This window comes from Marinobacter halophilus (genome assembly GCF_003007685.1).
Taxonomy (GTDB): domain Bacteria; phylum Pseudomonadota; class Gammaproteobacteria; order Pseudomonadales; family Oleiphilaceae; genus Marinobacter; species Marinobacter halophilus.
On record NZ_PXNN01000017.1, the window covers coordinates 609157 to 632511 of the forward strand.

Annotated in this window: 19 protein-coding genes and 1 pseudogene; 7 read left to right on the forward strand and 13 right to left on the reverse strand. The window is 58.7% G+C overall.

The genetic code is table 11. The features are described from left to right. Window positions 1-153 precede the first annotated feature (153 nt). Window positions 154-777: a riboflavin synthase subunit alpha gene (locus C7H08_RS16705; RefSeq protein WP_106673352.1), complete on the forward strand. Its 624-nt coding sequence runs from the start codon at window positions 154-156 to the stop codon at window positions 775-777. A gap of 4 nt (window positions 778-781) precedes the next feature. On the opposite strand, the gene C7H08_RS16710 is transcribed toward C7H08_RS16705, so the two are convergent. The 4 genes from C7H08_RS16710 to C7H08_RS16725 form a co-directional block, all read right to left on the reverse strand. After that, window positions 782-1918: a class I SAM-dependent methyltransferase gene (locus C7H08_RS16710; RefSeq protein WP_106673353.1), complete on the reverse strand. Its 1137-nt coding sequence runs from the start codon at window positions 1916-1918 to the stop codon at window positions 782-784. 167 nt (window positions 1919-2085) lie between these two features. Further along, window positions 2086-3171 carry a class I SAM-dependent methyltransferase gene (locus tag C7H08_RS16715; protein WP_106673633.1) on the reverse strand — a complete coding sequence of 362 codons (1086 nt, stop codon included), beginning with the start codon at window positions 3169-3171 and terminating at the stop codon, window positions 2086-2088. A 125-nt stretch (window positions 3172-3296) separates the two neighbouring features. After that, window positions 3297-3974 carry a carbonate dehydratase gene (gene can, locus C7H08_RS16720; RefSeq protein WP_106673354.1) on the reverse strand — a complete coding sequence of 226 codons (678 nt, stop codon included), beginning with the start codon at window positions 3972-3974 and terminating at the stop codon, window positions 3297-3299. Window positions 3975-4039: 65 nt separating this feature from the next. After that, window positions 4040-8920 (reverse strand): NAD-glutamate dehydrogenase, encoded by a 4881-nt coding sequence (locus C7H08_RS16725; protein WP_106673355.1) that lies wholly within the window; start codon window positions 8918-8920, stop codon window positions 4040-4042. A gap of 193 nt (window positions 8921-9113) precedes the next feature. On the opposite strand from C7H08_RS16725, the gene C7H08_RS16730 reads away from it, so the two are divergent. The 6 genes and pseudogenes from C7H08_RS16730 to C7H08_RS18575 form a co-directional block, all read left to right on the forward strand. Continuing rightward, on the forward strand, window positions 9114-10076 hold the full coding sequence (locus tag C7H08_RS16730; RefSeq protein ID WP_106673634.1) for an AAA family ATPase: 963 nt from the start codon (window positions 9114-9116) through the stop codon (window positions 10074-10076). Window positions 10077-10108: 32 nt separating this feature from the next. Then, window positions 10109-11047: a DUF58 domain-containing protein gene (locus C7H08_RS16735; RefSeq protein ID WP_106673356.1), complete on the forward strand. Its 939-nt coding sequence runs from the start codon at window positions 10109-10111 to the stop codon at window positions 11045-11047. Then, on the forward strand, window positions 11044-11511 hold the full coding sequence (locus C7H08_RS16740; protein ID WP_106673357.1) for a DUF4381 domain-containing protein: 468 nt from the start codon (window positions 11044-11046) through the stop codon (window positions 11509-11511). Before C7H08_RS16735 ends, C7H08_RS16740 begins: the two co-directional genes overlap by 4 nt. After that, window positions 11508-12527 (forward strand): vWA domain-containing protein, encoded by a 1020-nt coding sequence (locus C7H08_RS16745; protein ID WP_106673358.1) that lies wholly within the window; start codon window positions 11508-11510, stop codon window positions 12525-12527. Before C7H08_RS16740 ends, C7H08_RS16745 begins: the two co-directional genes overlap by 4 nt. Next, entirely contained in the window at window positions 12520-14328 is a 1809-nt protein-coding gene (locus C7H08_RS16750; RefSeq protein WP_106673359.1) for a VWA domain-containing protein, read from the forward strand. The genes C7H08_RS16745 and C7H08_RS16750 overlap by 8 nt, the downstream gene beginning before the upstream one ends. Before the next feature lie 44 nt (window positions 14329-14372). Continuing rightward, a pseudogene (locus C7H08_RS18575) lies at window positions 14373-14714 on the forward strand (BatD family protein); the annotation flags it as partial. Window positions 14715-16070: 1356 nt separating this feature from the next. On the opposite strand, the gene ccmI reads toward C7H08_RS18575, so the two are convergent. From ccmI to ccmA, 9 genes are read right to left on the reverse strand one after another with little or no spacing between them, the layout of a single operon-like run. After that, window positions 16071-17348 (reverse strand): c-type cytochrome biogenesis protein CcmI, encoded by a 1278-nt coding sequence (gene ccmI, locus C7H08_RS16760; protein ID WP_106673361.1) that lies wholly within the window; start codon window positions 17346-17348, stop codon window positions 16071-16073. A 37-nt stretch (window positions 17349-17385) separates the two neighbouring features. After that, the gene (locus tag C7H08_RS16765; protein ID WP_106673362.1) at window positions 17386-17865 is read right to left on the reverse strand and encodes a cytochrome c-type biogenesis protein; all 480 of its coding nucleotides are present in this window, start codon (window positions 17863-17865) and stop codon (window positions 17386-17388) included. Continuing rightward, window positions 17865-18401, reverse strand: coding sequence for a DsbE family thiol:disulfide interchange protein (locus C7H08_RS16770; protein ID WP_106673363.1), 537 nt, complete (start codon window positions 18399-18401; stop codon window positions 17865-17867). Before C7H08_RS16770 ends, C7H08_RS16765 begins: the two co-directional genes overlap by 1 nt. Next, on the reverse strand, window positions 18398-20404 hold the full coding sequence (locus C7H08_RS16775; protein ID WP_106673364.1) for a heme lyase CcmF/NrfE family subunit: 2007 nt from the start codon (window positions 20402-20404) through the stop codon (window positions 18398-18400). Before C7H08_RS16775 ends, C7H08_RS16770 begins: the two co-directional genes overlap by 4 nt. Before the next feature lie 33 nt (window positions 20405-20437). Continuing rightward, on the reverse strand, window positions 20438-20917 hold the full coding sequence (ccmE, locus tag C7H08_RS16780) for a cytochrome c maturation protein CcmE (protein ID WP_106673365.1): 480 nt from the start codon (window positions 20915-20917) through the stop codon (window positions 20438-20440). A gap of 14 nt (window positions 20918-20931) precedes the next feature. Next, the gene (ccmD, locus tag C7H08_RS16785) at window positions 20932-21168 is read right to left on the reverse strand and encodes a heme exporter protein CcmD (RefSeq protein ID WP_106673366.1); all 237 of its coding nucleotides are present in this window, start codon (window positions 21166-21168) and stop codon (window positions 20932-20934) included. A 3-nt stretch (window positions 21169-21171) separates the two neighbouring features. Next, window positions 21172-21915: a heme ABC transporter permease CcmC gene (gene ccmC / locus C7H08_RS16790; protein WP_106673367.1), complete on the reverse strand. Its 744-nt coding sequence runs from the start codon at window positions 21913-21915 to the stop codon at window positions 21172-21174. Between the two features lie 58 nt (window positions 21916-21973). Continuing rightward, entirely contained in the window at window positions 21974-22699 is a 726-nt protein-coding gene (ccmB, locus tag C7H08_RS16795; RefSeq protein ID WP_106673368.1) for a heme exporter protein CcmB, read from the reverse strand. Next, window positions 22692-23327 carry a cytochrome c biogenesis heme-transporting ATPase CcmA gene (gene ccmA / locus C7H08_RS16800; protein WP_106673635.1) on the reverse strand — a complete coding sequence of 212 codons (636 nt, stop codon included), beginning with the start codon at window positions 23325-23327 and terminating at the stop codon, window positions 22692-22694. Before ccmA ends, ccmB begins: the two co-directional genes overlap by 8 nt. Window positions 23328-23355: the final 28 nt, after the last annotated feature.

Consider the following 23355-nt stretch of genomic DNA (forward strand, 5'->3'; position numbering starts at 1 on the left):
CTACCCTTCTTTAAACGGTTGCTGACTTTAGTATCGACCTTGTTCTTCTTTACTTGAGTGTCCGGATTACTGACACATTGCCGTCGGTCTTTCTTGGCAACGACTTCGGCCACCGGTATCCTTGCCCGATCATTCAGGGTTCAGGAGACGGATATGTTTACCGGCATCGTTCAGGGTATCGCAAAAGTGACCGAGATTATCGCCGCCCCGGGCCTGAGTACTCTGGTGATCGACTTTCCCGCCAGCAGAGTTGAAGGCGTGACCATCGGAGCCTCGGTTGCCATTAATGGCACCTGCCTGACCGTCACCCACCAGGAGGACCACCACCTCTATTTCGACGCCATGCAGGAAACTTTGCGATTAACCACGCTGGGCGGGCTGTCACCGGGCGATACCGTGAATTTTGAGCGGGCCGCTCGCATCGGCGATGAAATCGGCGGCCACCTGCTGAGCGGCCACATCCATACCAGTGCCAGAATTGTTGACATCGTCCGGCCGGAAAACAATGTCACCCTGTGGTTTGAGATTCCTGCCGAGTGGAGCAACTATGTGTTCCCGAAAGGCTACATCGCCATCAACGGTGCCAGCCTGACCATTGGCGAAGTGCAAGGCAACCGCTTTAACGTTCACCTGATACCGGAAACCCTGCGCGCCACCACGTTCGGTACGGTTGAGAAAGGGCAAAACGTGAATATCGAGGTGGATAGCCAGACCCAGACCATCGTGGACACCCTGGCAAGACTGGGTTACGACCGCCCGCCTTCGATCCAGAACTGAAGCGTCAAAGGCTCGCCTCGAAAATCACGAAGCGCGGGCTGGCAGCCTGCTGTGAGATCCGGGCGAAGAAACGCTGGAGCGTCCGGTGATAGCCCAGGTGCCGGTTGCCCACTATTAACACCCTGCCCTGAGGCGCCAAATGCCTGGCGGCTTCCTGAAACAGCCGTAGAGCAATGTGATCCCCGACCACGCCGCCCTCGTGAAACGGCGGGTTGAGCAAAATCAGCTGATATTGACCAGCACCACCATCGATGCCATCGCTGTGAACGGTCGTTGCCCGGTGTTCCCAGCGACATTGAGCAAGGTTACGCCGAACGCTAGCCACGGACTGACTGGAGACGTCGCTGAAATCCACCTCGATATCGTCCCGCTCCGCCAGTGCCAAAAGCCCCAGAATACCGTTACCACAGGCCAGATCAAGGACTCGGGTGCCCCCGGGCACCTGTGCAACAGCGGGCGCAATCAGTGGCAATAATTCGCGCGTACCGATATCCAGCCTGTCACGGGCAAACACCGCAGGCAAGGCCTTTACCGGCGCGGGCACCCCAGGCACCGAGTAACCTTTCCAGGTGCCGGGCCAGTCCGCCAGCTGCGCCTCACCCCGCCGGCAGACCACAACCCGGGCTTTTTTACGGGCCGGCAGCACGGTCTCGGTGGTCACCGCGCCAGCGAACACGCCCACGCTCCGATCAGGCAAGTGCTTGATCATGCCTCCGGCCAGCAAGCAACCTTCGTCAGCCAGAACGCCGTTCACCCAGCGCAGCAGCCAACCGAGGTATTCCGCCTGTCGGGGGATTCGCATAACCACCAGATCAAACGGACCATCAGGGGGGGTCAGCCAGGTCAATGGCGGCGCTGGCTCAGGGATATCAGGGTTCAGAGCGGCGTTGGCTTTGAGGGCAACGGCAAGCACGGCACTGTCTGCGACGGAACGCGGTGCATAATCAGCAAGCCCGAGCGTGAGTGCACCGAAGTGATCATCCACCACCAGTACTCGTCCACTAGCTCGCCCTAATCGCAGCTGCGCTTCGCCGAGCAACAGTTCGTCGGCGGCATCCCAGGCACGCAGGGAATCGCCCACGGCGCCCGGCCTGAAGAGCGTCAGTTCACCTGAGTCGAACTCAAGCAATGCGCTTGTCATTTTGGGCACCGTTTTCCAAGTTTCGTGTAAATTCCCGACTTTAGGCTGTTTACTCTAGAAATAAGCCCTAAATTACGACTGTTCACGCTGAACACCCTTTCCGGTTACGTTATCCGACCCTTCACACCCGGATAACCGGTAGTTTTCCGGACATTACCTTTCGCCCCTTACCCCAGGGGCTTTTTTATGGGTAACACACCGGCACCACCGCGACGAAACGCCCGATACACGGTAAACCGACGATCCTGCACCAGCTTCTCGACCGGGCCAATCTGTCTTTGTATCTCACCTTCATAGGGCAGGAAGTTGTTCGCGACAAGACGCAGCTCGCCACCAGGCTCCAGATGTTGGGCCACTTCTCTCAAGAACTGTTCGGTCATCGACGTGTCGGTTTTCACACCACTATGGAACGGCGGGTTGCTAACCACCGCCTGCCACCGACCCTCAATGCCGGTAAGACCATCCGAAGAGTAGATGCGACCGTGGACACCTGCTTTGTGATACGTTGCCTCGGCACACATCACCGCCTGAGCCTGCACATCAACGCCGTCCACCACCAGCTCTGCGCGGTCGGGTTCCACTCTGGCGGCATACAGCCAGGCACCAATTACACCAGCACCACAGGCAAAATCCAGCACACGACTGGCTTTCAGGGGAGTTTCAGCGAAGGTCTCCAGCAACATCCGGGTGCCGTCATCCAGCGCACCTTCGCTGAACACGCCTGGCATCCCGGCCACGGAGCACTCAACCCCGGCACAGACCACCTCGCTCCAGCCAATCCAGTCACCGGCGCAGAATTCTGCCAGCGGTTGCTGGTTGCTGCCGACCCACACCTGACAGTGCCTGGCACTGTCCACCTTGTTGGCGTCACTGGCAATGGTCTGAAATTGCCTGGTCGCACCGGCGATCCCTTCTTTTTTCTCGCCAATCATCACGAGCTTTGCCCCGGCACGCCCCAGAAACCGGGCCATGGTGAGGCGCAACGTCAGTTCGGCCCGGGACTTGGGCAGGAATACCACCACGGTATCAAAGCGTGCGGCCTCAAGTTCGCTGGCATCGTAGCCATAGCAGGCCTGCCATCCAGTCGCCTTAGCCAACGCAAGAAACACACCGACGTGCTCACTCATCGCCAGTCCTGTGGTCAGGCATTGGGATAAGACAGCAGGGTCGGAAACGCCAAGCAAGGCTACCTGCCCTTGCAGCAGGTCGAGGTTGCGAATGAGAACGTCGTGGGTGTTGGTCAGTGCAGACATGGATAACAAGCCCATTAGCGATAGGAAAGCGGGCTATGCTAACCGGAATTCAGCCCCGAGTCTGCCATGGTAGCGTTTTCAGGGCTTCGGTATTTAGCGCCAGTGCCGTCGCCTGAAATAATAGCTCAGGTTTTTTGGCGCCCGGACCGAACCGGGCGCTCAACGAGAGCCTCCAGGTTTTTCAGACGAACGCTTTCCCGTTCCTGTTCGCTGGTAATGGCAAGCCCCATATCCCGCAGCAGACCGTCAGCCACATCGTACACAAAACCGTGCACGGTGAGCTGTTGGCCACGGCGCCAGGCTTCCAGAACAATGTTGTTCTGGCAAACATGGCTGACCTGCTCCACCACGTTCAACTCGCACAGACGGTCGACACGATCTTCGACGGTCGGCAGGGCGTCCAGTACCGCCTGATGACGATCCCGCACGTCCTGGACGTGGCGCAGCCAGTTGGATATCAGGCCAAAACCCTCGTTCAGCAGAGCGGCTTTGACACCACCGCAGCCGTAGTGGCCAACCACCATGATGTGCTTGACCTTCAGAACATCGATCGCAAACTGCAAAACCGACAGGCAATTAAAGTCGGTGTGCACCACCACGTTGGCCACGTTGCGATGCACGAAAAGCTCACCGGGTAACAAGTCGACAATCTGGTTGGCCGGCACCCGACTGTCGGCGCAACCGATCCAGAGGTATTCCGGTGCTTGCTGATTCTTCAAACGATCGAAAAACGTTGGATCGCCTGCTTTGATACCGTCCGCCCAGGCACGGTTTTTTTCCAGAAGATGCTGTAAGTGTGGCATTTGTAAGACTCCCGCCCTTGATTCCTGTTCGGAATTGAACGGGAATCAAGGGCATAACGCAATAGTCAGTTTGTCTTGGCGTCGTCCGGAGACTGGTGCATGGTGCTCTGGGCAAGATCCAGAAGCTCTCGCAGTGCCACTGAGAACATCGCGTATTCTGGCTCTCTGGCGCTCTTCAACTCGGTCAGCATGGATTTCCAGCGAACAATCATATGCTGATGCTTGTCTTGCCATGCATCGACACAGGCCGGTACGTCTTCTGCCTTGCTGGCGAGCTTGAGAACACCCGTGGTCAGCGCTCTTTGTTGCCAGTCAAGATCCTCCCGGAAGCTCTCTCGAGCCAGCGCTTGCCAGTGCGAACTGGGTGCCAATACCGCAATGGAGTTGGCAAACCAGGTCAGGTCCAGCCGATCACCCAGATCATAATAGAGATTGGCGACAGTTTTCAGAGGCATGCCCGTCGCTTCCTGCGCTTCGATAATCCCCAGTGATGAATACAGGTACCCGGTGCCCGCCAATACCGAGGCCAGATCTTTGGGCAAGCCTGCGGCTGTCAGATCGGTGTGGCGTTTTTCCCAGTTTGCCCGTGCCTGATCGCCCAAGTAGTCTGGCAGGTTCGAGGTGATCGCCCAAACGCTGTCGGCAAACCGCTCCATGTGGTTCTGGATGTTGAGCTCGGCACGTCGGTTGCGCAGCAGCCAGCGCACCGCCCGCCGCATCAGGCGCATCAGATCCTGCATCAGGGTCATCTGTACGTCTGCGGCAACGTGATAATCCAGCGCTTCAATGCGATCCCACCAGTTATCAATCCGGAACACATCTCTGGCAATGATCCAGGCCAGCGCAATGGAGGCCGGATCGGCACCGGTGGACTGGCCCAGCCGTTCCACAAAGGTAATACCCATGTGGTTGACCATGTCGTTGGCAATCTGTGTGGCAATGATTTCACGGCGCAACTGGTGCTCACCCAGCTCGTTCGAGAATCGCTTGGTCAGCTCTTTCGGGAACACCTTGTACATTTCGCCCGCCAACAAGGGGTCATCCGGCAACTCACTGTCAATCAGTGTTTGCTTGAGATCGCCTTTAACGTAGGAAATCAGTACCGACAGCTCAGGGCGGGTCAGGCCTTTCTTGGCCAGTTTGCGCTCGGCGAGCACATCGTCCTCCGGTAGGAATTCCAGACCCCGGTTCAGCTTGCCCTCGCTTTCAAAGGCATTCATCAGCCGGCGATACTCTTCCAGGCGCGGCGCGGTGTCTTCGCTGGCAATACTGATGGCCTGAGTCTGGCGATAGTTGTTCTTCAACACCAGAGCGGACACATCGTCGGTCATGTCTTCGAGCATGACGTTACGTTGCTTGCCGGTCAGGTCGCCCATGGCCACCGCGCGGTTGAGCAGGATTTTCATGTTGACTTCGTGATCCGAACAATCAACACCGCCGGAGTTATCAATGAAGTCGGTATTCAGGCGGCCACCCTGAAGCGCATAGTCAATGCGCCCCAACTGGGTAAAGCCAAGGTTGCCACCTTCGCCAACTACCTTGCAGCGCAGCTCACCGCCGTTGATCCGGAGGCCATCGTTGGCCTTGTCACCCACATCGGAGTGACTCTCGGATGCTGCCTTCACGTAAGTGCCGATACCGCCAACCCACAGCAGATCTGCCTCAGCCCTGAGGATATGACTGATCAGCATGTTGGGCGGTACACGATCAGCTTTAATACCCAGCAGCTTTTTCATCTCGGCGCTGACCGGGATGGATTTGGCGTTTCGGTTGAACACGCCACCCCCCTTCGAAATCAGTTTGGCGTCGTAATCGGTCCAGGCCGAGCGTGGCAATTCAAACAACCGCTTGCGCTCTTTGTAGCTCCTTTGTGCATCCGGATTCGGGTCCACAAAGATGTGAATGTGGTTAAACGCCGCGACCAGGCGGGTTTTCTCGGAGCACAGCAGGCCGTTACCGAAAACGTCACCGGCCATGTCGCCGATGCCGATCGCGGTGAACTCGTCCACCGCCGGATTGATGCCCATTTCCCGGAAATGCCGCTCCACCGAAACCCAGGCCCCCTTGGCGGTGATGCCCATTTTCTTGTGGTCGTAACCGTTGCTGCCACCGGACGCAAAGGCATCGCCCATCCAGAAGCCGTAATCTGCCGCCAGACCGTTGGCAATGTCAGAGAAGGTCGCGGTGCCCTTATCGGCCGCGACAACCAGGTAATGGTCATCCTCGTCATGCCGGATCACGCGCTGTGGCGGCTCAATCCCTGAATCTACCAGGTTGTCGGTGATGTCCAGCAGCCCGCGGATAAAGGTTTTGTAGGCCGCAATACCTTCGGCCTGAAACGCTTCCCGGTCGGACCCGTCCGGCAGTCGCTTGGCGACAAAGCCGCCCTTGGCGCCCACCGGCACAATGACTGCGTTCTTGACCTGCTGGGCTTTGACCAGCCCCAGCACTTCGGTGCGATAGTCTTCAAAACGATCAGACCAGCGCAAGCCACCACGAGCCACCTTGCCACCGCGCAGATGCACACCCTCGACTCTGGGCGAATAGACGAAGATCTCGAACATCGGCATCGGCAAAGGCATGTCCGGAATACGGGACGGGTCAAATTTGACGCTGATGTAAGGCTTGACCTGCCCTTCCGCGTCCGGCTGGTAGTAGTTGGTGCGCAGCGTAGCCTGCATCAGCTCCAGGTAGAGCCGCAGCACCCTGTCTTCACTGAGATTCTCGACCTCGTCCAGGCCGGCGTTGAATTCAATCTCGAGCTTTTGCTGGGCCGCCTCGCTTTTGCCCTTGCTCTGAAAGCGGTCAGGGTTGAACCGAACCTCGAAGAACTCCAGCAGAAGGCGGGTCAGGCTGACGTGATTGACCAGAGTGTTGGAGATGAAGGTCTGGCTGTTGGAGAAGCGGATCTGGCGCATGTAGCGTGCGAAGGTGCGCAACAGCGCAATGTCTCGCCAGCTCATGTAGGAGACCAGCATCAGCCGGTTGAAGGCGTCGTTCTCCGCCTCGCCGTGCCATACCCTGCGGAACAGCTCCTCGAAGATAGGCCGGATGCGGTGAATGTCCACCACACTGCCCTTGTGCGCCTGCAGGGTGAAGTCGTGAATCCAGACGGTCTTGCCGGTGCGGTCAATGACCTCAAAGGGGTGCTCACCAATCACCCGGAAACCCAGATTGTCAAAAATCGGCATCACATCCGACAGCGGCAAGGGCTCATCCGGATAGAACAGCTTGAAGTGCAGTGTGCTTTCATCTTCTTCCAGCGCACGGTAGAAGCTCATGGCCAGGTCGTCGTTGCGAGCCGATGCGACAATGTGCTCAAGATCAATAGCCGCACGCCGGGGCGAGAACATGTCGGTGTAGCTGGCCGGGAAACCACCCCCCCACACCCGATACATCTCGTTGCCCTGCTCTTCTCCGTAGGATTCGCTCAGGGCATCGTAGAGACCATCGCGCCAGGACTGTGCCAGTTCGATCACTTTTTCACGGATTTCAGCCAGCGGCAGCTGCCGATTCTCGAATTGCGGTACCCGAATGGTGAACTGCACCCGCGCCAGCACCGACTCCGAGAAGTGGGTAACAAACTCGATGTCTTCGGCTTCGAGCCGGTCCCGCAGCACCTGCTCCACTTTCAGGCGCAGCTCGGTGTTGTATATGTCACGGGGAAAGAAGGCCAGACAAGTGACAAATTGACCATAGACGTCTTCACGCATGAACAATTCGATTCGACGACGCTCCTGAATGTACAGGATACTTTTGGCCACTCGCAGCAGTTCGTCGGTTTCGATCTGGAACAACTCATCGCGCGGGTAAAGCGTGAGGATCTGCTCCAGCTCCTTGCCCGCGTAGTCATCAGTGAGGAATCCGGAGCGCTTCATCACAACCTGGAATTTGCGGCGCAGCAGCGGAATTTCATCCGGGCGTTCGTTGTAGACCCGCGCAGTGTAAAGGCCCAGGAACCGACGTTCACCGACCACCTCGCCCTGGTTGTTGAACTTCTTGACCGCGATGTAGTCCGGATAGGCTGGTCTATGCACCCGCGAGCGCTGGGCCGATTTAGCAAAAATGAAGATATCGTCGGTACGTGTCATCTCGTGGCGAGTGCGCTGGGGCAACTCGTTCAGCCGCACCCGGTCCGGGCGTTCGTTGTTGACCCGCAAAATACCCAGCTCCGAGTTTTCCACCCGCCGCACCACCATACCCTGGGTGTCTTTGGCAAAGTCGTACTCGTCGTACCCCAGAAAGGTGAAGTGGTCATCCACCAGCCAGTTCAGGAAGGCTCTCGCCTCCTGCTTGCCTTCGTCGCTGACACCGGCGGTGGTCGCATCCAACTCCGCAAGAATTTCATTCACCTTGTTTTTTACAACCGGGAAATCTTCAACGGCAATTCGAACCTCGTGCAGCACATTCTGCAGGGCCTCTTCCAGATTACGGAGATCCTCAGGCGCGCTGTGCCGATCAATCTCCAGCACGATGAAGGCTTCGTAAACTGACCCGGCGCCTGATTTCCTCGAGGAATACAGTTTCTTGAGTTTGCCGTCGTTGTCACGATCGACGTGAAGAATCGAATGCTGAATTGAATGGGTACCAATCTCCCGCTGATTGATGGCCATGCGCACCGAGTCGATCAGGAAGGGGATATTGGGGTGGAGCATGAACACAACGGTATGGGTGGATTGCCAGCCGTCGCTTTCCAGATCGGGATTGAAAACCGACACCGGCGTTTCTTCCGCGCTGCGCTTCTGCAGAAACTGCCAGGCTGCCAGCACCGCACCATAGGTATCCGAGAATCGACGGCTGACCAGCTCCTCCAGAGGGATATGGGCATAATGCTGCCGGGCAAACTCGGCGATTTTCTTAGCCTCAGTTTTCGCAATTTTCTCTGAGAACGCTTCGGCCAACTGCTCGAAAAACTGATCCTTGCTGGCGATTGTCAGCGCATTCATATCCAACCTCTGGTTTTGTGTGAAATAAACGTAATCACGGTACAGTCACATAAGCATAGTCAAACCCTTGATTTTTGCCGGCCAGACGCCAAAACTGCGGCAACTACTTAGGCACAATTCAGGTCAGGCACAATTCAGGCAGAACGCTGTTCCGCGCCCGCCGGACCATCAAAAACCAAGAGCTATGAATTTCATGTCGTTACAACAAACGTTTGGTGACCTCCGAACCCAACTGGCCACCCGCATCATCGGCCAGGACAAACTGGTAGACCGACTGTTGATTGCTCTGCTTGCCGACGGCCACTTGCTGGTCGAAGGCGCACCCGGTCTTGCCAAAACGACCGCCGTCAAAGCCCTCGCCGAACACCTGGTCGGCGATTTTCACCGGATCCAGTTCACCCCGGATCTGCTGCCATCAGACGTCACCGGCAGCGAGATCTACCGCGCCGAGACTGGCCTGTTCGAATTCCAGCGCGGCCCGATCTTTCACAATCTGGTGCTGGCTGATGAAATCAATCGTGCACCGGCCAAGGTTCAGTCTGCCCTGCTCGAAGCCATGGGGGAACGGCAGATCAGCGTCGGCATGCGGACGTTTACTCTCCCCAAGCTGTTCATGGTCATGGCCACTCAGAACCCGATTGAGCAGGAAGGCACTTACCCGCTGCCCGAGGCGCAGCTCGACCGGTTCCTGATGCACGTAGTGATTGACTACCCCTCGGCCGAAGCTGAGCGACAGATTCTGCACCTTGCACGGGCAGACTACCGTCAGGGAATCCCGAACGTAGACATTCGTCTAACAGAGGATCAGGTGATGGCCGCCCGCCAGGCGGTGTCGGATATTTACATGGCCGAACCGGTCGAGCAGTACCTGCTGGCACTGATTCTGGCAACCCGGGATGCCGGCAGCCTGGACCCTGAGTTGGCTCGTTGGACGGCCTTTGGCGCCAGCCCCCGCGGCACCATTGCCCTGGACCGTTGTGCACGAGCCCTGGCCTGGCTTGATGGCCGGGATTACGTGACCCCCGATGACATTCGGGCCATGGCTTTTGATGTGCTCCGGCACCGGATTCTGCTGACCTTCGAGGCGGAAGCAGAAGGCATGACCGCAGACACCGTGCTGCAACGGCTGATTGACCGGGTCCCGGTGACCGCCTGACGCGATCTGCAACAGGAGGCACTGACGACAGCATGGCTAAACTACCCGCCGCCACCCACATCACCTTGCCGGACCTTGTCCGCCTGCAGGCCGATGCCCGGGCACTCAAACTGCCCTCAGCACGACCGGTGCGGGCACGCCAGTCCGGCCTCAGGCAATCCCGCCAGCGCGGGCGTGGCATGACCTTCGCAGAAGTGCGTCAGTATCAGCCCGGCGACGACATTCGCAGCATTGACTGGCGCGTTACCGCCCGGCGCCAGTCCCCTCACACCAAACTGTATGAAGAAGAACGGGAACGCCCGGTGCTGCTGATTGCCGACCTGGGGCCCACCCTGTTTTTTGCCAGTACCGGTGCCTATAAGCAGGTTCGCTGTGCTCAATTGACGTCGATACTGGCCTGGCTGGCCCTGTGGGCCGGCGATCAGGTTGGCGGGCTGGTCTTCAATAGCCGCGAGCTGGACCTGCTGCGCCCGGCTCGTCGCCGAAAGTCGGTACTGCGGTTGCTGGACCAGCTCGCCAACCTGCAACATCAGCCGGGGAGTCCTCCGGCCACCGGGGATGAGCCCGCCTACCGGCTGGACACCGCTCTGGCGGAAGCCCGCAGGGTTGCCCACACCGGCACCCGGATTTTCATCATCAGCGACTTCATGACCGTGACCGAAAACACCACCAGCCTGCTGGGCGCGCTGGCACGGCACAACAGCGTAAGCGCCATACGGGTGCTAGACCCCCTGGAGAGTGAGCTGCCCGTCAGCGGCCGATTTGCCGTCGCCGGGCCGGACGGACCGATCTGGTTTGATGCGTCAAACCACGCGTTTCAAAAGGCCTGGCGCGACAAAGTCGCCAGTCATGAACAACAACTCGCCGACTGTTTTCGCACCTCCGGCGTCCAGGCCGCGACGGTGATGACGGATCAGGACCCGGCCGCCGCCTTGCGCCTGTTGCTCGGCCCGGGAGGACGCATCGGATGAACAGACAGGACCCGTTGGCCCAGTTGCGCGATATACACCTGCCCGAAACCGGCGGCTTCTGGCCGCCGGCACCGGGCTGGTGGCTGGTGGGTGCTCTGGTGCTGATCAGCCTCGCCGCCGTGCTCCTGTTTTGGCGCCGGCATAAGCGCAACACACTCTGGCAACGACAGGCCAGGGATCTGCTGGTTGACCTGGAACAATCACCCCGCAAGGATTCCCGCTGGTTCTGCGAACTGAACGCCCTGCTGAAACGGGTCGCGCGGCAGGCTTTTCCTGAGCGCAACCCGGAAGTCATGTCTGGCCACGAGTGGGTTGATTTCCTGCTGGAAACCGCCCCGAACGATCGTATTGCGTCGCGCCCGATGGTAGAGGCGATGGTGGCCAGTACCTGGCAGCCCAGGCCGGCTGCCGACCCGGCTCAGGCACTCAGCTTCGCCGCCGCCTGGCTGGAGACGAGAGTATGATGAGCCTCGCCTATCCCTGGCTATTGCTGCTGGCCTTTCTGCCACTGATGTTGATCGGCCGAAACCGGGGCAGGCAGGCAGTGGATGCCCCGGTGATCCCGGTCGGCCATTGGCTTTCCGGCATGCCCGGGGTCAGCACCCGTGGCCACGCCACACCGCGCTGGCGCCAATTGATACTGCTCGTCGCCTGGCTCTGCCTGGTGCTGGCGGTTGCCCGCCCCCAGCATGTGGGCGAACAGATTCAGATGCCGGTCAGCGGCCGGGATCTGATGCTGGTAGTGGATATTTCGCCAAGCATGGATGAACAGGACATGGTCCTGCGCGGACGCGGCATCAACCGCTTACAGGCGGTAAAACGGGTACTGAACGACTTTATTGACCAGCGCGAGGGCGACCGTCTTGGGTTAATCCTGTTCGGCACAGAACCCTATGTGCAGGCACCACTGACCTTCGACAGGAAAACAGTCCGCACCCTGCTGCAGGAGGCGGGCATTGGCATGGCGGGCCGCGCCACAGCCATCGGCGATGCCATTGGCTTATCGATACAGCGCCTGCGCGATCGCCCACAGCAACAACGAATCGTTATCATGCTGACCGACGGCGCTAACACCGCGGGCCAGATCGCACCAGACAAGGCGGCTGAGATTGCCCAGGCGGCCGGTGTTCGCATCTATACGGTGGGTATTGGTGCCGACTCGATGATTCAACGCGGTTTGCTGGGGTCACGGCAAGTAAATCCATCCCGCGATCTGGACGAAGATTTACTGACGCGAATGGCCCAACAGACTGGCGGGCGTTATTTCCGCGCGCGCAGCCTGCCCGAGCTCGAAATGATCTACGACAGCATCAATCAACTCGAACCGATTGAACAGGAAGGACAATTTTACCGCCCGATCACAGAGCTCTATGTCTGGCCCGCAGGCATTGCCGTTACCCTGTGGCTGATGGTGCTGGCTGCACAACTGCTCAGCAGTGGTCATCGCAATGGCCGCCGTCAGGAGGCAGGCAATGGCTGATTTTCATTTGTTGCGACCGTTCTGGTTGCTACTGATCCTGGCCTTGCCGCTGTTCTTCATGGTTCAGCGCCGCCTCCGGCGGGGCACTACCGGCTGGGGTCGCTACATTCCTCCGGCGCTATTGAACCCGCTGATCCGCCATCGTGACGAGGAGGAAACCGGTCGCAAAAAGGGGCCACCTTTGCTGCCCCTCAGCCTTGGCATTGTGATGCTGGCAATCGCTCTTTCAGGACCAAGCTGGCGCGAAGCACCCACACCACTCAAGCAACCGGCAGACAGCCTGGTGATCGTACTGGACGTGTCGCTGTCGATGTTGGCCACTGATGTTGAGCCGGACCGGCTGACTCTGGCAAAACGTAAAATCCGGGACATTCTCAGTGAACGTCAGGGTGCCCTGACCGCCCTACTGGTTTACTCCGGTGACGCTCATGTGGTCACACCGCTCACCGAGGATCGCCGCACCATAGAGGCCATGCTCAGCGTCCTGGAGCCAACCATCATGCCGGCCCAGGGCAACCGGGCCGATCTGGGCATCGAACAGGCCGTCGGGCTGCTGCAACAAGGCGCCCCCGGGCAAGGCCGCATACTGCTGATTGCCGATGACATTCCCGACCAATACCACAGTGATATCGCAAGTCATCTGCACAACACACCCTTCAGCCTGAGCACACTGGTGGTGGGCTCACGGGAAGGTGGCCCGATCCCCCTTGCCAAGCGGGGCTTTATCCGCGACAACGGCAACATCGTGATCACCCGCGCCAACCCTGACGCTCTGGCACGGCTGGCACGGGACAATGGCGGTAACAGCCATACTTTGACGCTGGGGGATGAAGACATCCGCCGGCTGCGCCTGCAACCGGAGGTCAGTGACGACTGGTCACAGGACCGCGACGGCCTCACCGTCAATCGCTGGCAAGACGACGGCTACTGGCTGCTCTGGCTGGCACTTCCGCTGCTGCTGTTGGGCTGGAAAAAAGGCGCTTTTGCTCTGTGCCTCATGACCCTTTTGCCGTTGACGCTTGCTCCGCGACCGGCCATGGCCGTGGACTGGGGCGGTCTGTGGCAGCGCGAAGACCAGCGAGGCCAGCAACTGATCGAGCAGAACCCGGCGAGGGCCGCAGAGCTTTTGCAACAACCGGGCTGGCGTGGCAGCGCCCTGTACCGGGACGGCCGTTACGATGAGGCGGCGCAAATCTTTTCCGAACAGTCCGGGGCGCTGGGTCATTACAATCGGGGCAACGCGCTGGCCCGGGCTGGCCAGCTTGAGCAAGCACTGGACGCCTATCAGCAGGCACTGCAGCAATACCCGGATTTCGACGATGCCCGCGCCAACCTTGATCTGGTCAAGCAATTGCTGGAGCAACAACAGCAGGAGTCCGAAGCGCAGAGTGACTCGGACAGCCAGCAGAGCCCGGAATCCCGGGAAAACTCCGGAGATCAGGATGGCAACCCACAGCAGGGCGAGGGCTCCGAATCCGAACAGGATAGCCAGGGATCACCCAGCGATCGGCCTGAGGAGCCAGATCCTGTCCAATCCGACGAAGCCGGTCAGAATGACGCCGAAGTGGAACCGGATCAGCGTGAAGGTACCGCTCAATCCCCGACCGAACCGTCAGAGCAGGAGGCTGGTGCAGCCCCAACCGAGGCGCCGGCCGAGATTACCGAGCAGCCCCTGTCTCAGGGCCAGGAGCAATGGCTGAGGCGGGTGCCCGACAACCCCGGCGGACTGCTCCAGCGCAAGTTCCTGCAGCAACATCAACAACGCCAGACCACACCGGATGAGGGTGACACACCATGGTAAAACGTTATATGCCGGCTGCCGTCAGCCTGTGGTTGCTACTGGTCATGGCAGCACCGGCTGCCTGGGCCAATGCGTTAACCGTTGAGCCGGACCGCACCCAACTTTACGAGGGCGAGGTACTGACCCTGACCGTCAAAGGCTCGATGAAGATCGACATCAACCTGACCAATCTGTTCAGTTTTGACCTGTCGCAACTGCCCTCACCCAACATCGAGAAAGTGCAGCCGGATTTCGAGATTCTGGCACGCAACCAGCGTTACAGCGTTCAGACTGTAAACAACGAGATGGTTGGTGAAATCACCTGGACTTACCAGTTGGCCCCCGCTCGAACAGGCACACTGACCATTCCGGAGCTGACCTTCCAGGATTCAACCTCGGCACCGGTGACTGTTGAGGTGCTTGGCGGCACACCGCCAAATCAGCCAACTCCCAGCAGAGACAGCTTTATTGAGTTATCAGCAGACAAAGCCGATGTGTACGTGCAGGAGCAGCTGGTTCTGACCATCCAGCTGTACTTTTCAGGCAACCTGATCCGGGGCGAGCTCTCCGAGCCTGCCCATCCAGATGCGATTATTGAATCGCTGGGAAAGCAGCGCGAGTTCGCTCGCTATCGCGACGGAACCCGCTACCGGGTTGTGGAGCGGCGCTACGCCATTTTCCCGCAACAAGCCGGGGAGCTTAGCCTCGCACCCATCAGTTTTGAAGGCCAGGCCCGCGACGCCTCGGGGCAGCTGCGCTTCCTGCGGGACCGGCAGCAGCTCTTTGACGTACGGGTAAAACCAGTACCCGATAGCTACCCGGCCGGCCAGCCCTGGCTGCCCGCCCTGGAGATGACGCTGACGGAAGAAGGATTGCCGGCGACGGATGAATTGAGCGCCGGCAGCAACCTGAACCGCCGGCTGACCCTGCAAGCCGTAGGCTTGCCGTCGGAAGCCTTGCCGGCTCTGCCCCAGGCGGTTCCGGATGCCATCCGCAGCTATCCGGAGCAACCGCTCAGAAATACCGAAACCACCCCAGACGGGCTGCGCTCTACCCTGCAGCAGATGTCGGCGATGGTTCCGGTGCAAGCGGGTGACGCCGTGCTGCCCGCGATCCGCATACCCTGGTGGAACACACAGACCGATCAGCTTGAATACGCCGAACTGCCGGCCCGCCCTTACCGGATTAAGGGTGATAGCGCGATGATTGCGGCGCCCGCAAGCGACGCAGCCCAGGCCCCGGGATCACCGCCCTCAGTCACCAGTCCGCAACCACCCGGTGACGAGCAAACGTCGCCCTGGCTCATCAGCACGCTTGTTCTGGCCGGGTTGTGGCTGGTGACGGCTGCCCTTTGGTGGCTCTCTCGCAGAAGGCGCAACGAGCAGGTGCAACCGGAGCGCACCGGTAACGCCAACGAAAAGCAGGCATTCACCAAACTCAAACAAGCTATCCAGGCCGGGTCCACTCAAGGCTCCACCTTGTTGGTGACCTGGGCCAGGCTCAGGTATCCTGAGCAAGGCTTGGTCACTCTGGAGGATGTGCTTCGGTTCAGTGGCGATCCTGCCTTGGCGGATGCCTTGCGGCAGTATCAGAAAGGGCTGTTCTCGAAACAACGGACGACGTCCGGTGATGAGGAGGGCAAGCGGCTGATCACCGCTCTTGAGCGACTGCGAGCAACCCGGAAAACGGCAGAGTCGACGCCCGGGTTAGCCCCTCTTTATCCGGCGGGCCTGTCGAACTGACGGGCCCATGGCTCCGTCAGTTCAGTTGGTAAGTTCCTGGTTGATAATCAGTTCCACCGGCTCTACCTGGGGGTCTGACGCCATCACCTGAGCCTCTATACTGCCCTGCCAGTCACCAGGCTGCGGATTGACGCTGCCGGACCGGCTCAGGCGGGCAATAATCACCACCTCCTGTTCGGCAGAGATGATCGCATCTGGCGACATCGCGTAGCGGTCATCCAGCCTGATGTCAGTAGGCAGAGCACCCGCAGTCAGGCGGGCCACTGCTACCGGCGCGCCCTCTGAGGTAGTTGTTGAGCGGGCAAAGATAAACAGGGTGGTATCGTCCGGAATCCGGTTACGGAAATCGTCGTCCAGCGATACCCGCAAAGACACACCCGGGCCAGCCTCAACCACGGGCTCGGACTGGCTCTGTTCGCCAGGGGGCTGCTGGCCAAGGCGACGGTAGGACTCATCGATGCCGCCACGAATGGACGCAATCTGCGGGTGATCCGGAGCCACGGAGACAATTTTTTCCCAATACTCAATGGCCGCCTGGTACTCCTGTTGGCTGAACGCACTGATGCCAAGCAGGCCCAACGAGTTAACCTCGTCCGGGTTGAGCGATTGCGCCGCTTCGATGGCCTCGATTACCTCTGGCGTCATCTCCCCTTCACTGTCAAAAAACAGCGCCTGCGCCGCCAGACCAAAAGCTACCGCACTGGAATCACGGTCCTCAGCGACCGCTGAGGCCAGGTTCTGGAAGGCATTGGCTGCATCCTGGTAGCGCTCTATGCGCATATAGGTCTGACCCAGCATGGCCCAGCCGTCTGCATTACCGGGATTAGTTTCGAGCCGCGTACGCAATTGCTCGGCCAGTTCTGACACCTTGGCAACCTGCTCATCGCCAGTCGCATTCATTTCCTGCATCGCCAGATATTGTTCAAGCTGATCCATGGCGCCCCATTGCTCATAGGCAAGAAAGGTCCCCGCAGGCAACAGTAAAACCGCCATCAAGGCGATGGCGATGGCGCTGCGCCGGCCCGGAATGCGCGTCTCCGGTTCGGCGTGCTCGGGCACATCGTCCAGCATGGCGCCGGCCAACTCCTCCTTGAGCAGCTGGTGGTTTTCGTCGTCCAGAATGCCAGCCTCACGTTCATCATCCAGCTCTTTGAGCCGGCTTCGATAGGCAAGCAGGTTTTGGTTTCTCTGGTCGGTTTCCTGCGTCGATTGGACACGATGGAAAAAGACCGGGTACAGCACAAACGCCAATGCACCAAGAATGAGTGCCGTTGCGGCAATCCAGAATGTTTCAGTCATGGAGATATCATCACAGTTAAAAAATGTGTTTCAGGGATCAGCTGCGCGACGACGGATCCTTGTCAGTAAGCATCCGTTTGACCCGAGCCTGTTCTTCCGGACTCAGCGCCGATTCCGGGTTCTGCTTTCGGGACCGCAGCACCACGCCAGCCACGATCAGCAAACCACCGAATACCGCAATGAAAGGAAAGCCCCACAGCACAATGGTCCGGCTATCCACCGGCGGCTTGTACTTCACAAATTCACCGAAACGGTCGACCAGTGCACCGACGATCTCATCATCGGTGGCGCCGGACTGCATCATCACGTAAACCTGATCACGCATGTCTTTGGAAATAGGCGCATTGGAGTCGGCAATGTTCTGATTCTGACACTTCGGGCAACGCAACTCGGCATTCAGGTTCCGGAACCGCTGCTCCTCGACCTGGGTGTCAAAATCGTAGAATTCAGGCGCCTCCGCCTGTGCTGTAGCGGCGAACACCCACAATGCTGCCAGTATGATCAGCATAAACCGCATCAGCTATTCCCCTCTGCCCGGTTGATCACAGGTAACAGAATTTCTTCCCACACCCGCTCATTAACCACCCCCACATGGCGGTAACGGACAATGCCCTCGGCGTCGATCACGAAGGTTTCGGGAGCACCATAAACCCCAAGATCAAACCCCAGACTGCCCCGGGGGTCGAAGATAATGGTCTGGTATGGGTCACCCAGACGCCCGAGAAAGCGAAACGCGTTTTCTCTCTGATCTTTGTAGTTAAGCCCGATGATGCGCACGCCTTTCTCATTGGCCAGCCACATCAGATCTTCATGTTCATCCCAGCACGCAGGGCACCACTCCGCCCAGACATTGAGCAGTGACACCTGGCCATGGAATAGCGATTGGTCCAGCGTCTGGTCGGGTTCCCGCAGGTTCTCCAGGCTGAACTCCGGAACCGGCTTGCCGATCAATGCAGATTCCAGTTCGGTTGGGTCTTTCCCGATCCCTGCCGCCAGGAATAACCCGACAGCCAACGCCAGAACCAGCGGCAGGAACAGCGTCAGCCTTTTCATGTGCCAGCCTCCGCAGGCTTGCCGCCAACAACGTCTTCTTCATTACCAGCTGAGGCCACTTTGGCCTCCGAGTGAGCTCGAATCCGGTAGCGTTTATCCGAAATCGCCAGAAAACCACCAATCGCCATGACCAGCGATCCCAGCCATAGCCAGCGCACCAACGGCTTGTATTGCAGGCGAATGGCCCAGGCATCATCGGTTATGCGCTCACCGATGGCGATAAACACGTCACGGAACAGACCACCATCAATATCGGCTTCGGTCATAACGCTCATACCGACCGGGTAGTGACGTTTTTCCGGGTGCAATTCGGAGACGTGTTTGCCATCGAGGAAGACGTCAAAACTACCGTACTCGGCGGTAAAGTTGGCACCCCGACGGTCGCCAATGCTTTTAAACACCACCTGATAGTCACCCACCATGACAGAATCGCCCGGAACCATCCTGACGTCTCTCTCGATGCCGTAGTTTGAAACCACGGTTGCACCGGCAATGACCATGGCCAGGCCAAGATGACCAGACACCATCCCGTAGTAGCTGCGCGACTGGCGCTTCAGACCATGCAGCCGGCCGCGGCGGGACGACGACTTGTCCCAGAGATCCCACGCCGTGGCAACGGTTATCCAGACTGCGGCAAACACACCGGCGAAAGCCCAGGGCGCAAAGCTGCCATAAATCAACATCACGGCAGTCGTTGCTACAACACTGACGGCCAATGGCCACAGCAACTTACGGGCAAGCCAGCCACCGTCGGTCTTCTTCCAGCGTGAGAAGATACCAGCGCCCAGCAACAGACCAGCGGCCACCGCCAATGGACTGAAGGTGGCGTTGAAGAAGGGCTCACCGATGGACAGCTTGCCCATGTTCAGATAATCCAGAACCAGCGGATAGAGCGTGCCAATTGCGACCAGTAGTGTGGCCGCCACCAGTAACACGTTATTCAGTAACAGAAATATTTCCCGCGACAGGGAATCGTAACGGGCACGGACGTGGACTACCGGTGCCCGGAACGCGTACAGGACAAGACTGGCCACCACGGTAATACCCAGCAAGGCAAGCAGGAATGAGCCCCGCTCCGGGTCGGCGGCAAAGGAATGCACGGATGTCAGAACGCCCGACCGCACCAAGAAGGCCCCAAGCAGACTCAGGGAAAAGGTGACAATGGCCAGTAATACGGTCCAGCTTTTGAAGACACCGCGCTTTTCAGTCACCGCCAATGAGTGCATCAACGCGGTACCCGACAGCCACGGCAGCAAGGAAGCGTTTTCGACCGGATCCCAGAACCACCAGCCGCCCCAGCCAAGCTCGTAATAGGCCCACCAACTGCCCAAGGCGATGCCGATCGTCAAAAAAGACCAGGCAACCGTCGTCCAGGGTCGTGACCAACGGGCCCAGGCGGCGTCAAGCTTGCCATTGATCAGCGCAGCGATAGCAAAGGCAAAGGCAACCGAGAAGCCCACGTAACCCATATACAACATGGGCGGGTGCAGAATCAGGCCGATGTCCTGCAGCAGCGGATTCAAGTCTCGGCCATCAGCCGGAATGTTCGGCAAAATGCGCTCGAACGGGTTGGAGGTAATAACAATAAAAAGAAAAAACCCGACGCAGATCATGCCCAGAACAGACAAGACCTGTGACACCATCACCGACGGCAGTTTTCGGCTGAACACAGCCACCGCCAGGGTCCAGCCTGCCAGCATCAGAATCCACAGCAGCAGGGAACCTTCATGGCCGCCCCAGACCGCGCTGAACTTGTAATACCAGGGCAGCATACTGTTGCTGTTATTGGCGACATAAGCTACCGAGAAGTCATCCACCATGAATGCGTGAGTCAGCACCGCAAACGACAATGCGGTAAACACAAACATACCGGTCGACAGGGGGCGGGCGAACGCCTGAAGGCTGTCACGGCCGGTCAGTGCCCCGGCCAGCGGGACAACAGAGAGAAGTACTGCCAGCAACAGCGCGATTATCAGTGCAAGCTGTCCGAGTTCCGGATACATCGGGTTCCTCCAGCAGGGGAATGGTGCAAAGGTTTAGTAGGCGGTGGATTCCGCTGCTTTTTGCGCATCGGCCGCTTTGTGCTGGCCCTTCGACGCACGTTCAAGCGCGTCGGCTACTTCCGGTGGCATGTATTGTTCATCATGCTTTGCCAGCACCTGATCAGCAATAAAGCGCCCGCTGGCATCCATGCGGCCCATGGCGACAATGCCCTGACCTTCAGCGAACAGGTCTGGCAAGATGCCGACATATTCCATGGGTACAGATGCAGAAAAATCGGTAACCCGGAACTCGACCTTCAGACTTTCCGGATCACGAATTACGCTGCCCTCCTCCACCATTCCACCAGCACGAATGCGAACATCCACCGGCACATTGCCCGCGGCAATCTCGCTGGGATCATAGAACAGATTGATGTTCTGACGCAGCGCATAGGTTGTCAGGCCCACGGCTATGGCAAGGCCGGCAACCAGGAACAACACGATGGTCAAGCGCTTTTTACGAATCGGATGCATGAGTTACCTGCTTTTCAGTCCTGAGAAATTTCAACACGGGTAAAGGTTGCCGGCGCCTTGCGAGTGGTCTGTCCTGAGGTCTTTGCGTCAGTTTCATATCGGCGTTGGCAAGCGCCGAGCACCGATTGATTGCGTTTCACCGACCACACCATCAAACCGGCGAGCAACACCACAAAGACCGCATAACACGCCCAAACGTAAGGCCCATGACCTTCCATAGCGATAAAGGCTGAGAACGAATCAAACGCCATTGGTTACTTCCTTCCTGCCAAGACCAGTTCTCTGACCCACCGGGTTCTCTGCTCCCGAACCAGAATTTCGGTTTTCATCCGGATGCAAGCCAGCCAACCGAACAGCAAATAGAGTCCCAGCACCGAGAGTAACAGCGGCAGCCACATTTCCATGGGCATGGTCGGCTTCTCGGTCAGTTTGAACGTGGCCGGCTGATGGAGTGTATTCCACCAGTCTACGGAGTATTTGATAATGGGGATATTCACTACCCCCACCAGCACTAGCACAGCGACCGCCCGGGCCGCGGATTTTTCGTCGTTGATCGCGCGATCCAGCGCAATCACGCCGCCATAAAGAAACAGCAGGATCAGCATGGCGGTCAGCCGCGCATCCCACACCCACCAGGTGCCCCAGGTCGGCTTGCCCCAGATCGCACCGGTGAACAGAGCAAGAAAGGTAAACAACAAACCAACGGGCGCAATCGCTTTGACAAAGACATCCGCCAGCTTCATGCGCCAGACCAGAGTCACCACCGCGGCCACCGCCATACTGATGTAGATGGACTGGGCCAGAAAGGCGCTGGGTACATGAATAAAAATAATCCGGTAACTATTACCTTGAAGGTAATCTTTGGGTGCAAAGGCCAGACCCCAGATCAGACCCGCAGCCAGCAGAAGCAACCCACCGGCCAGCAGCCAGGGCATAAACCGGGTTGCAATCCCGAAGAACCACTTGGGAGAACCCAGCTTGTGAAAAAATTGCCACATCAGTCAGTCACCGTCTTGCTGTTTACTGTTCGTTTAACCCGCGGGATCACCCGGGCCGTTAACTGTTGGACATGCTGATCCGCAGCGCTGCGGCTGAGGCAAACGGCGCGAGGGTCAGCGCAAGCACCAGAAATGCCCCCATCAGCGCCAGATAGCCACCCACGGGCGCACCCTCGGCGGCGGCTGCCACGGTTCCGGTACCAAAAATCAGCACAGGAATGTACAGCGGAATAATCAGCAATGACAAGAGCACGCCCGCAGAGCGCAATCCCAGAGTTAACGCGGCACCGATAGAACCGATCAGGCTGAGTACCGGTGTGCCGATCAGCAGCGTTAGACACAGAATTGCAATAGAGTTCCCGTCAAGATGCACCATTACCCCCAGAACCGGAGACAAAATCACCAGCGGCAAGCCGGTGAGCATCCAGTGCGCCAGCGTTTTCGCCAGGATCAGCAGAAACAGAGGCTGCGGTTGCAGCACTAGCTGCTCAAGGGTGCCATCGTCAAAGTCATGCCGGAACAGGTGATCAAGGGATAACAAAACCGCCAACAAGGCCGCGACCCACAGGATGCCTGCACCGGACTGCTGCAGAAACGACACCTCCGGACTCACGCCCAAAGGAAACAGCGTTACCACCATGACAAAAAACAACAGAGGGTTCAGCAAATCCTGCCGCTGCCGGAACGCCACTCGTACGTCACGGGCAAACACCGCCAGCATCGCGCTGAAGACACCCACCCCCTGCTCTACCGGCTTGACCAGCGCCCGACCCGCACTATTCATTGCCCCGCCCTCCGCCAAGGACGATGCGCCGCATACCCGGTACCTGCAGATCGTGATGAGTAGTCACCAGCACCGCACCACCCTCAGCCGCTCTTTGCTGCAACAGAGCCTCAATGGCTTTGACACCTTCCGCATCAATTGCCGTGAACACTTCATCGAGCAGCCACAGGGGTTCGTCCGCAACCAGTAATCGCGCCAACGCGACTCTGCGCTGCTGGCCAGCAGACAGGTTCCGGCAGGGCACGTTCTCATATCCGGCCAACCCGGTGCCTGCCAGTGCCTGCGCCAATACGTCGTCATTCACCGGACGACGACCCGCCATCAGCGCACGCAGATTTTCCATAGGCGTCAACAACGGTTTGATGCCGGGACGATGCCCCAGGTACAAGGTATTACGGTGAAAGGATTCACGATCGTGGGCCCGGGGCTTACCACACCAGAGCAATTCACCGGTCCAGGCATCGTTCAGGCCCGCTAGAATGCGCAACAGAGTGGTTTTGCCAGAACCATTCTCGCCCTCGACACGGGTCAAGGTACCGGGCACTATGGAAAACGACAAATTCTGGAGCAACAGGCGCTCATCCCGTTCACACTCGAGATCAACCGCCTGTAGTAAAGGCTCGGACATCATGGCCCCATGTCAGGACGAAGGATGC